This window comes from Streptomyces sp. NPDC031274 (genome assembly GCF_055570235.1).
This window is the reverse complement of the sequence record NZ_JBVIHP010000021.1, coordinates 136,942-150,945: the sequence shown is the minus strand read 5'-3', so window position 1 is coordinate 150,945 and position 14,004 is coordinate 136,942. Positions and strand designations below refer to the sequence as shown.

Sequence of the window (14,004 nt, the reverse complement as noted above, 5' to 3'; positions counted from 1 at the left end):
CCACCCATGCCATCCCTCGACGACACGACCCGCGGCCGGATCCTGTTCGGCGGCGACTACAACCCCGAGCAGTGGCCCGAGGAGGTCTGGCTCGACGACGTACGCCTGATGCGCGAGGCCTCGGTCACCTCCGTCACCCTCGGTGTCTTCTCCTGGTCGAAGATCGAACCCCGGCCCGGGGCCCGCGAGTTCGGCTGGCTCGACCGCCTCATGGATCTGCTGCACGAGAACGGCATCGGCGTCGTCCTGGCGACACCGACCTCCGCTCCCCCGCCGTGGCTCGGCCGCCTGTACCCCGAGACGCTGCCCAGGGACGAGAACGGCCAGGTGGAGTGGTGGGGCTCGCGTCAGCACTTCGCGCACTCCAGCGCCGTCTACCGCAGGTTCGCCGCCGCCGTCACCGAGGACCTGGCGGCCCGGTACGCACGCCACCCCGCGCTCACGATGTGGCACATCAACAACGAGTACTGCACCTACGACTGGGGCGACGAGGCGGCGGTCGCGTTCCGCCGCTGGCTCAGGACGAAGTACACCTCGGTCGACGCGCTCAACTCGGCCTGGGGCAGCGCCTTCTGGGGGCAGGGTTACGACAACTGGGCGGAGATCCTGCCGCCACGCCGCGCCCACTACATGAAGAATCCCGCCCAGGTCCTGGACTTCAAGCGCTTCACGTCCGACTCCCTCCTCGAGTGCTACCGCGCCGAGCGTGACATCGTCGCCGCGCACACGCCGCACCTGCCGGTGACCACCAACTTCATGCCGCTGTGGTCGGGGCAGGACGCGTGGAAGTGGGCCGCGCAGGAGGACGTCGTATCCGTCGACATCTATCCCGACCCCAGGGACCCGCTCGGTGCTCAACTCGGCGCGCTGGTCCAGGACATGACGCGTTCTCAGGCACGCGGCGCTCCGTGGGCGCTGATGGAGCAGGCGGCGGGTCCGGTCAACTGGCGCGGTGTGAACCACCCCAAGCCGCGCGGCCTGAACCGCCTCTGGTCCTGGCAGGCGGTGGCCCGCGGCGCGGACGCCGTCTGCTACTTCCAGTGGCGTCAGTCCCGGCAGGGCGCGGAGAAGTTCCACTCCGGGATGCTCAGCCACGCGGGCGAGCACGGCCGCACCTTCCAGGAGGTCAAGGAGCTCGGCGCCGAGTTCGCGGCGGTCGGCCCCGAGGTGGCGGGCACGCGCGTCACGGCCGACGTGGCCGTCCTGCACGACTGGGACTCCTGGTGGGCGAGCCAGCAGGAGGGCCGCCCCTCGTCCCTGGTCGACCACGCGGAGGTTCTCCGCGCCTGGCACCGCGCGCTGTGGGAGGCGGACACCGCCGTCGACTTCGCCCACCCCGAGCACGACCTGACCCCGTACCGCCTGGTCGTCGTCCCGCATCTCTACCTCCTCACCGACACCGCGATCGACAACCTCCTGTCGTACGTACGCGACGGGGGCACCCTCGTCTGCGGCTTCCTCACCGGCGTGGCCGACGCCGACGACCGCGTGCGGCCCGGCGGCATGGACGCCCGGCTTCGCGCGCTGTTCGGCATCCGCACGGTGCACGAGTGGTGGCCCCTTGAGGCCGAGGAGAGCGTGGACTGCGGCGCATTCACCGGCACGCTCTGGTCGGAGGAGCTACAGGCCGACGACCGCGCCGAGACGGTCGCCGCCTACCGGGGCGGCGAGCTCGACGGTCTTCCGGCGGTCCTTCGCCGCGACCGCGCCTGGTATCTGTCCACGCTTCCCGAGCCCGGGGCCCTGCGCGAGCTGCTCGCGCGCGTGGCCGCCGAAGCAGGCGTACGGCCTTCGCTCGCAGGCCTCCCCCGCGGAGTGGAGGCCGTACGCCGCGGCGATCTTCTGTTCCTCCTGCACCACGGCCTGCATGACGGCCGCGAGCAGGTGACCGTTTCCGTGCCGGGCAGGCACCTCGATCTGCTGACCGGCAGGAAGGCCGAGGGCGCGATCACCCTCGGCCGCCACGGTGTGGCCGTCCTGCGCCGCGCCGACGACGACCGCGGTCCCGCCCCGGGCCCGCGGCACTCCTCGCCCCACCCTGGAGACGACACATGACACGACACCCCCGCCGCACCCTGACCCGGCTGCTGCTCGCCCCCACGCTGGCGGCCGGCGCCGTACTCGGGATGGCCTCGGCCCCCGCCCAAGCCGCCGTCTGGAGCTCCTGCGACCAGTGGGGCAACACCAGCCTGAACGGCTACACCCTCTACAACAACATCTGGGGCTCGGGCGCGGGCAGCCAGTGCGTATCGGCGGACTCGGGCACGAAGTGGAGCGTGCACGCCGACCACCCGAACACCAGCGGAATCAAGTCCTACCCCAACTCCACGAAGGCCATCGGCAAGCCGGTCGACTCGCTGTCCTCGCTGAAGAGCTCGTACGACGTCAAGGTCCCGTCGGCGGGCGACTACAACTCCTCGTACGACATCTGGGACACCGACCACGACTACGAGATCATGCTCTGGGTCAACTACAACGGGAACGTCGGCCCCCTCGGCACCGCCCAGGGCACCGCCACCCTCGGCGGCCACACCTGGACGGTCTACAAGGGCACCAACGGCGCCAACGAGGTCTTCTCCTTCCTGCGCACCTCCGACTCCTCGTCCGGGACGGTCGACATCCTGCCGATCCTCAAGTGGATCAAGAACACCAAGGGCTGGATGGGCAACGAGACCATCGGGGACGTGCAGTTCGGCTACGAGATCAGCGGCTCGGCCGGGGGTCTCGACTTCACCACCAACTCCCTCACGGTGTCCGGCGGTTAACCGGGAAGCTCGTCGCCGACCAGGGCAAGGTTCTGGATGGCGGCGAGCCCGAAGAGCGCGGTCTCGTTCGTGTTGATCCGCAGGTTCTCGTAGCCGGGCTCCAGGACAGCAGGGCCCTCCAGGTCGGTCTTGGCCCAGCTCATGGACTTGGTGTAGCCGTCGCTCTCGTGGAACTTCCGCCAGGCGCGTGCCGCGAGCTTCTCGTCCTTCAGCTGAGAAGCGGCGTACGCGTCCTGGCGGGAGTGCCCCTGGAAGAGCAGCAGGCTGCCGAAGTCCTTGCCGTAGCGCTCCTTCTGCTCGGCCTTGGTCGCGTTGAAGTAGCGGCAGTAGTCCAGCCACGCCTCCTTGAACTTCGGCTCGTCGACGAGGCCGATCAGCTCGGCGCACATCTCGACCAGGCCGAACATGGCGGAGAGGTGGGAGACACTCACCACGGGCTCGGCGGCCACCGCGAACTTCCCGGTGTCCAGGTCGTAGAGTCCGCTGCCCTGAACGAAGCCGTTGGGCTGGGCGCCGATGGTCTCCATGGTGGAGCGCAGGCGGGCCTCGGCCTTCGCCGCCTTGGGGCCGCCGCGTTCCCACTCGGTGAGCCAGGCCGCCGCGAGGCCGCTCCAGTCGGTGCCGAAGCCGATGGACAGGGCGTTGCGGTCGGGTTCGTAGGGCTCGGTGCGGATCTTGCGCTGCGGGTCGAGCACGAGGAACGTCTCGTCGGAGTCGACCAGGGCGTGCATCAGGTCGCCGACGCGTTCGTCAGCGGTGAGGAAGTAGTAGGGGCGGCGGTAGACGGCCGTCGAGATCCGCTGCTGTTTCGCACTGTCCGCGAAGTGCTGGACGCCGTGCCGGGTACCTAGACCCGCCCACTTACCGAGGTGGTAGGAGTCCACCTCGCCGGTGTGCCGGGTCATGGCCTCGGCGAAGCGGAAGATGTCGGCGCGGCCCGAGCGCAGATAGGCGTACCAGAGCCACAGGTCGGGTGAGAGCTCGGAGTTGTCCCAGGCGTATCCGCCGACGTCGTACCGCCACTGGTGACGGTCCTCGTCGTAGGTGTGCATGATGTCGCCGTAGTCCCAGAAGCCGTACCAGCGGCGCTGTTCGGCCTGGTCCTTGTAGTAGGTGAAGAGGAAGTCGAGGTGGTCCTCGATCGTCGCCTTCGCGGGGGTCGAGCGGTCGACGGGCGAGAAGAGACCGCCGAAGACGCCCGCCTTCGTCACATGCTCGGGGGCCGCCGCCAGTTGGGGCGGGGTGCGGACGGCGGCGGCCTGGTCGACGAGGGTGGCGGCGGTGGGCGTCGCGGCGTTCGCCCAGAACATCAGCTCGCTGGTGCGGGCGATGCCGTACGGGGTGCCAAAGCCTGGTTCGTAGTCCTCGTAGGTGATGTTGAGGCCTTCGAGCTGCTCGGGGTAGGTGTCTTGGTCCATGCCGTCGTGGTACGTGCGCAGGTCCATCGGCTGCGCCTCGGGCGACCAGAGCCAGAGCGTGACCTCGGCCGTGTCACCGGCGGCGCCCCGGATGTCGAGCTGGGCGGGGTGCTTCTCCCAGAAGTCGCGGAGGCCGAAGGAGAAACCCCCGCCGACTCCGCCGACGTACCCGAATCCGGTCGCCCTGCCGCCGCCTCCCGCCGTGACCCAGGTGTGCCCCGGCTTGGTGCGCTTGCGCAGGGTGAAGCCGTCCGCCGAGAGCTGGGACAGGGTGTAGTCGCCCCAGGTGGGGACGTACTGGAGGCGGGTGGTGACCCGCTGGTCCCAGGTCGCCGGGTCCGGCAGCTTCTCGCCCTTGACCTGAGCGGTCCGGATCGCGGCGCCGGGGTCGCGGCGCAGTCCGGTGATGCCCTTGACCGCCTCGGTCAGGAACCCTTCACCCTCGCCCGCGATACGGATGTGCCGGTCGAACGCCGCGTCGCGCATCGGCACGCTGAAGCGGACGCCAAGGCCGCGGATGAAGTCCTTCTCCGCGTCGCCGTCGTACGTGATGGTGTGCACCATCCGGAAGGATTCGGCCCCCGCGTAGAAGTAGAGACGCACGCTGAAGGGCAGCCAGCTGCGGCTGCCCTTGCGGTGCTTGCCGTCGATGCGGACCACGGCGCGCACCGGGCCGTCCTGCTCGACCTTCGCGCCGCTGATCTCGCCGTCGAACCGGTCCCACTTGGCGTTGCCGTGGTCGCCGTCGTCGAGGTCGCCCTGGCGCAGGAGCACGAGCCGGCCGTCGGTGGCGATCCTCACGCCTCCGCGGGTGACGGACTCGACGAACTTCTCGCCGTCCTTGGCGATGACGGCCTTGACGACGCCGGTGTCGACGGTGATCGTCCGGCGGGTCTCGGTGACGCCGACCTTCCTGCCCTTGCCGGGGTCTGCGGGGCTTTTGGCGCTGAGGCGGAACGTGTCGGTGCCCGCGGCCTGTGGCCCGACCGCGTGCGCCGTCCACTTCACGGAGCCGTCGGGCCAGTGGGCGGTGGCCCAGGTCTGTACCGGGATGTCCTTGCCGTCCGCGGTGGCGAGGGCGAACTTCTGCCCGGCGGGGTGGGCGCCCTTGGGCCACGGGACGCCGAAGGTGGAGCCCGGCGCGGCACCGAGCCCGCCCTTCTCCAGCCAGCCGATGGTGACGGGGCCCTCGTCCGCCGCCGGGCGGGGGGCCGCTTCGGCGTCGCCTCGGCCGAGGGCCCAGCTGAACTGCGCGGCGGCGCCTGCTGCTGCGGCGGCCTTGAGCAGGGACCTGCGGGGGATCGGAGACATGGTGATCCTCTTTCTTTGCGTGGGCATGACAGACGCAGATGTGCAGGTGAGTCGGTGCAGGACCGGCCCTGTAACTCGGGTGTCAGTCCGCCGCGCCGCGCCGTTCGACGGCCAGCGCCGCCGCCGCGACCATCCCCAGTGCGGGCGCCGCCAGCGGCAGGGCGAACCAGGCGGAGGCGGCGACCACCGCGAAACCGCAGACGATCACCAGTGAACCGGCGGGATCGCGCAGCGTGCGGCGCACCGCCCCGGTCAGGAGCACGCGCCACGACTCCCCGGGGCCCCAGGTGGCGGCCGCCCGGAGACCGGCGACGACCAGGACGAACAGGGCGATGACTCCGACCGCGCCGACGAACGTACCGCCGGGAAGGCCCGCCCGTACGAACGCGATGTCGGCCAGGAGCAGGGCGAGCGCCGCCCATCCCGCGAGGCCCACCAGCCAGCCGCGCCGCACCGCCGCGCGCAGATCGGCGGTGAACTCCCGCCACCCGGAGGTCTCGTGGGCCAGGTGACGGTTCAGGTGGCGGGAACCGGCCGCGAAGGCGGCGGGCAGCGTGATCAGGGGCAGGGCGGCGAGCGCGATCCACACCCCGGTCAGCAGGCACTCGGCGAAGGCGCCGAAGCGGTCCATGAAGACTGACTTCCGGCGCACGCGGTCACTCACGCGGCCTCAGCCCTTCAGACCCGACGTGGCCATACCGTCGATCAGGTACCGCTGGAAGGCCAGGAAGAACGCCAGGACGGGCAGCAGCGCGACGAGGGACATGGCGATCATGCCGCCGTAGTTGGCCAGGCCCTCCTGGTCGACGAACATCTTGAGGCCGAGGGAGACGGTGTACTTCGAGGGGTCGTTGAGATAGATCAGCGGCCCCATGAAGTCGTTCCAGGAGTTGATGAAGGTGAAGATCGCGCTGGTGATCAATGCCGGCCTGCACAGTGGAAGGACGATCGACCAGTAGATCCGCAGATGCCCGCAGCCGTCGAGCCGCGCCGCCTCGTCCAGCTCCTTGGGCAGGTTCCGCATGAACTGCACCATCAGGAAGACGAAGAAGGCGTCCACCGCCAGGTACTTGCCGAGCAGCAGCGGCGTATAGGTGTTGATCAGGCCCATCTTCTGGAACAGCACGTACTGCGGGATCAGGAGCACGTGGTACGGAAGCAGCAGGGTGCCGATCATCAGCGCGAAGAGCAGATTGCGTCCCGCGAACTTGATCCGCGCGAAGGCGTAGCCCGCGAGCGAGCAGGAGAAGAGCACTCCCACCACCGAACCGAGCGCCAGGAAGAGGGAGTTGGAGAAGAAGGTGGAGATGGAGATGTCGGCGATGCCGTCGGCGAGTCCGGCGTAGTTGGCGACGATGGGGTCCGTCGGGAAGAGGTCGAGGCTTCCGACGATCTCCTCGTTCGGCTTGAGCGAGCCGCCGATCGCCCAGATCACGGGGTAGAGGACCACGGCGAGGACCGCGAGGGACCCGATGTGCCAGGCCAGCGAACCCGCCCCCCGACGACGGGAGGCTCGATGGGCGAAGGGACCGCGTGCCGCGCTGTTCAACGGGATGCCTCCTCGTAGTGCACCCAGCGCTTCTGGGACCAGAACAGGACCGCCGTCACGAGCGCCACCGCGAGCAGCAGCATCCAGGCCATGGCGGAGGCCAGGCCCATCCGGCTGTTCTCGAAGCCCTGGACGTAGAGATAGCAGGTGTAGACGAGCGAACCGTCCGCCGGACCACAGGCGTTGCCGCCCGCGCCGCCGCCGACGATGTACGCGGACGCGAAGATCTGGAAGGAGTGGATGGTCTCCAGGAGGACGTTGAAGAAGAGCACCGGGGAGATCATCGGCAGCGTGATGCTCCAGAACCGCCGCCAGGTGCCCGCGCCGTCCACCTCCGCCGCCTCGTACAGCTCGCGCGGCACTTGCTTCAGGCCGGCCAGGAAGATGACCATCGGCGCGCCGAACTGCCAGACGGTGAGCGCGATCAGGCTGTAGATGATCCACTGCGGGTCGCCGGTCCAGCCGCCCACGTCCATGCCGAAGACCGCCCGCTGCGTACGGTCGACGATGGCGTCGTCCGAGAAGATGGCCTTCCAGACGACGGCGATCGAGACACTGGCGCCGATCAGGGACGGCGCGTAGAAAGCGGCCCGGTAGAAGGCCTGTCCGCGCCGCTTCTGGCTCAGCAGCAGCGCGACGCCGAGCGCCGCGGCCAGCTTGAGCGGGGTGCCGACGACGACGTACCAGAGCGTCACCTCCACCGACTTGCGCCAGCGCGGGTCGGCGAACATCTCGGTGAAGTTGTCGAGGCCGATCCACTTGGGGGCGTCGAACAGGTTGTAGTCGGTGAAGGCGAAGTAGAGCGATGCGACCATGGGCCCGGCCGTAAGGAGCAGGAAACCCGCGAGCCACGGCGACATGAAGAGGAACCCGGCGATGTTCTCGCCCCGCCGTCGCCGCCGCGCGGCCGCGGGGAGGCGGCCACCGCGCGGCGGCTTCGACCTCTCGGGCGCGGTCGGCGCCACGGGGGTCCGCAGGGAGGCCGTCGTGCCGCCCATCAGGAACCGAGCGCGGTCTTGCACTCGGTGAAGAACTGCTTCACCGCTTCGTCCACCGACCGCTCCCCCAGGGCCAGTTCCTCGGCGATCCGCAGGAACGCCGCCTCGCAGACGTCCGCGCCCGCCGGATGCGGCGTGATGGCCTCCAGGACACCGGCGTCGACCAGCTGCTCCTCGTACGCGGCGATCTCCTTGTTCACCTCGGCGATCACCTCGTCCTTCTCCTCGTCGGGCTTGTACGCCTCGTACTGCGCGGTCGTGGTGGGCACCCCGCGGTCGTAGCCCATGATCTTGGCGACCTCGGGGTCGTGCACCATGAAGTCGATGAACTGCGCGACTTCCTTGGGGTGCTGGGTGCGCTTGGAGCCGCTGAGCATCAGCGAGCCGAGGTACTGCCCGGTCTTCTTGCCGTCGGTGGTGGGGAGCGGCGCGAGGCCGTACTTGCTCTTGCCCTCGGCGGTGTAGCGGACGGTGAAGTTGTCCCAGGTGAACTCGGAGGCCGCGATCTCGGCGGCCACGGCGGACTTGGGCTTGATCTGGGCGACCTTCTTCGGGTCGGAGTAGATCCCCGACTTCACCCCGGCATATCCCTTGGTCCACCACTCCTTGAGGTCGGCCTCGTCGAAGCCGAGGCCGTTCTCGGTGAAGAAGGCCTTGCCCTGCTGGCGCAGGTAGGGGTCGTAGAGGTACATGACGCCGTAGAGTCCGCTGTCCCCCGACCTGCCCTGCCTCCGGATCTTCTCCATCGCGGTGTGGAAGTCGTCCCAGGTCCAGCCCATCTTCGGGGTGACTCCGGCCTTCTCGTAGACCGGCTTGTCGATCACCAGAGCCATGGAGTTGCTGCCGACCGGGACGCCGAGCAGCTTGCCGTCGACCTCGCCGAACTTCTCCAGACCCGCGCGGAAGCCGTCGAGGCGCAGGTTTCCCGCCTTGGCCTGCGCGTTCAGGTCGAGAAGGACGTTGCGCTCGTCGTACTTGCGCAGGAACCCGATCGCGTTCTGGAAGACGTCCGGCGGATTGCCCCCGGAGGCCTGGGTGTTGAACTTCTTCCAGAAGTCCAGGTAGGGCTGGAAGTCCGTCTTCACCTTGATCTTCGGGTACTTCTTCTCGAAGAGCTCGATGGTCCGGTTGATCCGCTTGGCACGGTCGTCGGAGCCCCACCACGCGTACCGGATGGTGACGGTCCCGTCGCCCGACCCGCTTCCGCCGCAGCCCGCCGCGGTCAGCCCGAGGACCGCCAACGAGCCGCCTGCCAGTTTCAACAGGCCGCGCCTGTCAACTTCCCCATTCATCGGCACAGTTCGTCCTCCGTCAGTACGCCAGTACGCGATTGAATCGTTTTAGGTAAGCGCTTGCCGGGACAAAGTAGGGAGCCGGAGTGTGTACGTCAACGGTTCGGACAAGAACGGTCGAAGCGCTTCGAGCCCACCGGCCCAACTCCGAGATCTCGAACGGGTTTTCCTGCGCGAAACATTGACGTGGGCCTGCCGGCGTCCTACTTTCATCGCGTCGTACTTCGTACGTCATATATGAGACGCGATACGCGATGGCTGCAGGACGGCTGCACGGAGATCGCACGACGGCTGCACGACGACTGAGAGCATCGATGAACTTTGCGCCCCACCCCATCCCCTCGCGCACGCAGTACGTGCTCGAGGCGGTCAAGCACCGCATCCTCACCGGGCAGCTGGCCCCAGGTCAGCCACTCGTCGAGACCGAACTCGCCGCCCAGTTCGCGGTCTCCAAGACGCCCGTACGGGAAGCGCTGAAGACACTCGCCGGGACCGGGCTCGTCGTCATGAGCCAGTACAAGGGCGCCACCGTGCGCACGGTGGACGCGGCCATGGCGCAGGAGGTCTACGACGTACGCCTCCTGCTGGAACCGGAGGCGCTGCGGCGCACCGTCCGGTCCGGCGCCCTCCTGGAGGAGGCGCGCGACGCCCTGGAGCGGGCCGACACCGCGGCGGACGCGGCCGAACGCTCGCTGGCCAACCGGGAGTTCCACCGCGCGCTCTACGTTCCGTGCGGCAATCCACTGCTCTCCCGCATGCTCGACGACGTGCGCGACCAGGCGGCCCTGGTCTCCGCCGTCGCCTGGGCGACCCTGCCCTCCTGGGAGCGGGAGGCGGCCGAGCACCGGGAGATCCTGCGGCTCGCGCTCGCGGGGGAAGCCGACGCGGCTGCCCGCGGACTCCATGACCACATCGCCTCGTTCGTACGGCGGGCGTTCCCGGAGGGGGAGCTTTCATGACCGGACCCGGACACCACTCCAGTTTCGCCGAGCTGCGTTCGGCCCTCGCCGACGTCGTCGCGATCCCGGTGACCCCGTTCGCCGAAGACGGCTCCGTGGAGCGGGACACCTACCGCGCCCTGGTACGGCGCCTCGTCGACGGCGGTGTGCGCACCCTCACGCCGAACGGCAACACCGGCGAGTTCTACGCCCTGAGCCCCGACGAGCGGCGCCTGGTCACCGAGTTGACCATGGAGGAGGCGAGCGGGAACGGCGCCACCGTGCTCGTCGGTGTCGGGCACGACCTGCCGACCGCGATCGCCGCCGCCCGGCACGCGCGGGACGCCGGTGCACACATGGTGATGGTGCATCAGCCGGTGCATCCCTACGTGTCCCAGGACGGCTGGGTCGACTACCACCGTGCCGTCGCCGATGCCGTGCCCGAGCTCGGTGTCGTGCCTTACATCCGCAATCCGCGCCTCACCGGTCAGTGCCTCGCGGACCTGGGCGAGTCGTGCCCGAACGTGATCGGCGCGAAGTACGCGACGCCGGACGCCGCCACCTTCGCCGCGTTCGCGCGGGACGCGGGGCTCGAACGCTTCGTGTGGGTGGCGGGGCTCGCCGAGCTGTACGCCCCCGCGTACTGGGCCGTGGGCGCCACCGGTTTCACGTCGGGCCTGGTCAATGTCGCGCCCGAGGTGTCGCTCCGCATGCTGGAGGCCCTGCGGGCGGGCGACTATCCGGCGGCCATGGACGTCTGGGAGCGGATCCGCCGCTTCGAGGAGCTGCGCGCCGCCGACCAGTCCGCGGACAACGTCACCGTCGTCAAGGAGGCCCTCGCCGCGCTCGGCCTGTGCCGCCGCGAGGTGCGCCCGCCGAGCCGGGTCCTGCCCGACGAGCGGCGCGAGGAGATAGCGGCGCTCGTGAAGGCGTGGGCGATATGAGGCCCGACGAACTGCGCAGCCACCAGTGGTACGGCACGGACGGCCTCCGCTCCTTCAGCCACCGGGCGCGCACCCGCCAGCTCGGCTACCTGCCCGAGGAGCACCTGGGCAAGCCCGTCATCGCCGTCCTCAACACCTGGTCCGACATCAACCCGTGCCACGTCCATCTGCGCGACCGCGCCCAGGCGGTCAAGCGCGGGGTGTGGCAGGCGGGCGGCTTCCCCCTCGAATTCCCCGTCTCCACCCTCTCGGAGACCTTCCAGAAGCCGACCCCGATGCTCTACCGGAACCTCCTCGCCATGGAGACCGAGGAGCTGCTCAGGTCCTATCCGGTGGACGGGGCCGTGCTGCTCGGCGGCTGCGACAAGACGACGCCCGCCCTGCTCATGGGCGCCGCGAGCGTCGACCTGCCGACCGTGTTCGTGCCGGCCGGGCCCATGCTCCCGGGGCACTGGCGCAACGAGGTGCTCGGTTCCGGCACCGACATGTGGAAGTACTGGGACGACAAGCGCGCCGGTCTCATCGGCGACTGCGAACTGGCCGAGCTGGAGAACGGCCTCGCCCGCTCCCCCGGCCACTGCATGACCATGGGTACGGCGTCGACGCTGACCGCGGCGGCCGAGGCGCTCGGCGTGACGCTGCCCGGTGCCTCCTCGATTCCCGCGGTGGACTCCGGGCACGACAGGATGGCGGCGGCGTCCGGGATGCGGATCGTCGAACTCGTGCGCCGGGACCTGAAGTTGTCGGGTTTCCTGACCGCGGAGGCGTACGAGGACGCGGTCGCCACCGTCCTGGCCCTCGGCGGCTCCACCAACGCCGTGATCCATCTGATCGCGATGGCGGGCCGCAGCGGCGTACGCCTCACGCTGGACGACTTCGACCGGATCGCGCGGACCGTGCCGGTCCTCGCCAACCTGCGCCCCGGCGGGCAGTACCTCATGGAGGACTTCCACTTCGCGGGCGGACTCCCGGCCTTCCTGGCCCAGTTGACCGACGTGCTTCATCTGGACCGCCCGACCGTCGCCCACGGCACCCTGCGCGAGCAGCTCGCGGGCGCCGTCGTGCACAATCCCGAGGTCATCCGCCCCCGCGAGAAGCCCCTCGCCGACGAGGGCGGCGTGGCGGTGCTGCGCGGGAACCTCTGTCCGGACGGCGCCGTCATCAAGCACATCGCCGCCGAGCCGCGCCTGCTGCGGCACACCGGCCCCGCGGTCGTCTTCGACGACTACCGCCAGATGCAGCGCACCATCAACGACCCGGAGCTCGGCATCACCGCCGACCACGTCCTCGTCCTGCGCGGCTCCGGCCCCAAGGGCGGCCCGGGCATGCCCGAGTACGGGATGCTCCCGATCCCCGATCATCTGCTCAAGCAGGGGGTGCGCGACATGGTGCGGATCTCCGACGCGCGGATGAGCGGCACGTCGTACGGCGCGTGTGTGCTGCACGTGGCTCCCGAGTCGCATGTCGGCGGGCCGCTCGCCCTCGTCCGTACGGGAGACCCGATCACCCTGGACGTCGAGGCGCGCTCACTCCATCTCGACGTGTCCGATGAGGAGTTGGAGCGGCGCCGGGCCGCGTGGACGCCGCCGCCCGCACGCTACGGACGTGGCTACGGCGCGCTCTACAGCGAGCAGATCACCCAGGCCGACACCGGCTGCGACTTCGCGTTCCTGGCCCGCGAGGGCGAGGTTCCCGACCCGTACGTGGGCTGAGCCCTGTCGGCCGCTCTCCCTTGACTCGTCTTCCTTTTGTACGAGATTTCGAACAACGTCTGCGAAGCGCTTCATCTCGCCGACTGTGTGCCGCCCATGAGAACGGAGAAGCAGACATGGCCTCAGCTGTGGCGAAAGCGCCACCGCAGCCACCGCCCCGGCGCCGCACGCCGGGTGCGCACCGGCGCCGAACGGGAGCGACCCCGCGCCGCCTCCCGTATCTGCTGATCGCGCCGGCCGGACTCCTGATGGTGGGCTTCATCGCCTACCCGGTCATCAGCGTCTTCTACTACAGCCTGCGCAACTACAACCCCACCAAGCCCTGGCGCAACGGCTTCGCGGGATTCGACAACTTCGTCACCGCGTTCACCAAGGACCCGCAGTTCTGGCAGACGCTGGGCTTCAGCCTCCAGTGGGTGGTCGTCGAGGTCGTCCTGCAACTGCTCCTGGGCCTGGGGCTCGCCCTGATCGTCAACCAGACCTTCATCGGCCGTGCGATGGCCCGCGCCATGGTCTTCTCGCCGTGGGCCGTCTCCGGCGTGCTCACCTCGACGATCTGGCTGCTCATCTTCAACTCGCAGACAGGCATCACCCGTTACCTCTCGGACATGGGGATCGGCTCGTACGGAACGTCCTGGCTCTCGGACACCAGCACCGTCTTCCCGGCCGTCGTCGTCGCCGAACTCTGGCGCGGTGTCCCCTTCTTCGCGATCCTCATCCTCGCCGACCTGCAGTCCGTCTCGAAGGATCTGTACGAGGCCGCCGAGGTGGACGGCGCGAGCCGCTTCCGGCAGTTCTTCCACATCACGCTGCCGCACCTGAAGGACGCGATCATCCTCTCCACGCTGCTCCGCGCGGTCTGGGAGTTCAACAACGTCGACCTGCTCTACACCCTCACCGGCGGCGGACCCGCGGGCGAGACGACGACCCTGCCACTGCGCATCGCGTCCATCGCCGTCGACTCGCACGACTTCGGCTACGCCTCCGCGCTGACATCCATCGCGTTCGTGATCCTCCTCTTCTGCTCGATGGTCTATCTGCGGCTGAGCAAGTTCGGAGGTCAGGACAAGTGAGCAC

11 protein-coding genes are annotated in these 14,004 nt (G+C 69.3%); 6 read left to right on the top strand and 5 right to left on the bottom strand.

Translation table 11 applies throughout. From position 1 onward, the window contains the following. Positions 1-6 precede the first annotated feature (6 nt). Together ACZ5CR_RS30200 and ACZ5CR_RS30195 are read left to right on the top strand one after the other, a co-directional pair. Positions 7-2,055, top strand: a complete 2,049-nt coding sequence (locus tag ACZ5CR_RS30200; protein WP_468863137.1) for a beta-galactosidase — start codon at positions 7-9, stop codon at positions 2,053-2,055. Further along, on the top strand, positions 2,052-2,765 hold the full coding sequence (locus ACZ5CR_RS30195; RefSeq protein WP_468863134.1) for a glycoside hydrolase family 12 protein: 714 nt from the start codon (positions 2,052-2,054) through the stop codon (positions 2,763-2,765). Before ACZ5CR_RS30200 ends, ACZ5CR_RS30195 begins: the two co-directional genes overlap by 4 nt. On the opposite strand, the gene ACZ5CR_RS30190 is transcribed toward ACZ5CR_RS30195, so the two are convergent. From ACZ5CR_RS30190 to ACZ5CR_RS30170, 5 genes are all read right to left on the bottom strand, one after another. Then, positions 2,762-5,494 carry an exo-rhamnogalacturonan lyase family protein gene (locus tag ACZ5CR_RS30190; RefSeq protein ID WP_468863132.1) on the bottom strand — a complete coding sequence of 911 codons (2,733 nt, stop codon included), beginning with the start codon at positions 5,492-5,494 and terminating at the stop codon, positions 2,762-2,764. The genes ACZ5CR_RS30195 and ACZ5CR_RS30190 overlap by 4 nt on opposite strands. Positions 5,495-5,576: 82 nt before the next feature. Beyond that, complete coding sequence (locus ACZ5CR_RS30185; protein ID WP_468863226.1) at positions 5,577-6,125, bottom strand: hypothetical protein; 549 nt, start codon at positions 6,123-6,125, stop codon at positions 5,577-5,579. A 39-nt stretch (positions 6,126-6,164) separates the two neighbouring features. Continuing rightward, positions 6,165-7,043 (bottom strand): carbohydrate ABC transporter permease, encoded by an 879-nt coding sequence (locus ACZ5CR_RS30180; RefSeq protein WP_468863130.1) that lies wholly within the window; start codon positions 7,041-7,043, stop codon positions 6,165-6,167. Further along, a complete protein-coding gene (locus tag ACZ5CR_RS30175) occupies positions 7,040-8,041 on the bottom strand; it encodes a carbohydrate ABC transporter permease (RefSeq protein ID WP_468863223.1) in 1,002 nt (333 codons plus the stop codon). The genes ACZ5CR_RS30180 and ACZ5CR_RS30175 overlap by 4 nt, the downstream gene beginning before the upstream one ends. Then, positions 8,041-9,333, bottom strand: a complete 1,293-nt coding sequence (locus ACZ5CR_RS30170; RefSeq protein WP_468863127.1) for an ABC transporter substrate-binding protein — start codon at positions 9,331-9,333, stop codon at positions 8,041-8,043. The genes ACZ5CR_RS30175 and ACZ5CR_RS30170 overlap by 1 nt, the downstream gene beginning before the upstream one ends. A gap of 314 nt (positions 9,334-9,647) precedes the next feature. On the opposite strand from ACZ5CR_RS30170, the gene ACZ5CR_RS30165 reads away from it, so the two are divergent. The 4 genes from ACZ5CR_RS30165 to ACZ5CR_RS30150 all read left to right on the top strand — a co-directional run bounded on the left by ACZ5CR_RS30165 (position 9,648) and on the right by ACZ5CR_RS30150 (position 14,000). After that, complete coding sequence (locus ACZ5CR_RS30165; RefSeq protein ID WP_384266648.1) at positions 9,648-10,292, top strand: GntR family transcriptional regulator; 645 nt, start codon at positions 9,648-9,650, stop codon at positions 10,290-10,292. Next, on the top strand, positions 10,289-11,215 hold the full coding sequence (locus tag ACZ5CR_RS30160) for a dihydrodipicolinate synthase family protein (RefSeq protein ID WP_468863125.1): 927 nt from the start codon (positions 10,289-10,291) through the stop codon (positions 11,213-11,215). The genes ACZ5CR_RS30165 and ACZ5CR_RS30160 overlap by 4 nt, the downstream gene beginning before the upstream one ends. Beyond that, complete coding sequence (gene araD, locus ACZ5CR_RS30155) at positions 11,212-12,927, top strand: L-arabinonate dehydratase (RefSeq protein WP_468863123.1); 1,716 nt, start codon at positions 11,212-11,214, stop codon at positions 12,925-12,927. The genes ACZ5CR_RS30160 and araD overlap by 4 nt, the downstream gene beginning before the upstream one ends. A gap of 116 nt (positions 12,928-13,043) precedes the next feature. Continuing rightward, on the top strand, positions 13,044-14,000 hold the full coding sequence (locus tag ACZ5CR_RS30150; protein WP_468863121.1) for a carbohydrate ABC transporter permease: 957 nt from the start codon (positions 13,044-13,046) through the stop codon (positions 13,998-14,000). Positions 14,001-14,004: the final 4 nt, after the last annotated feature.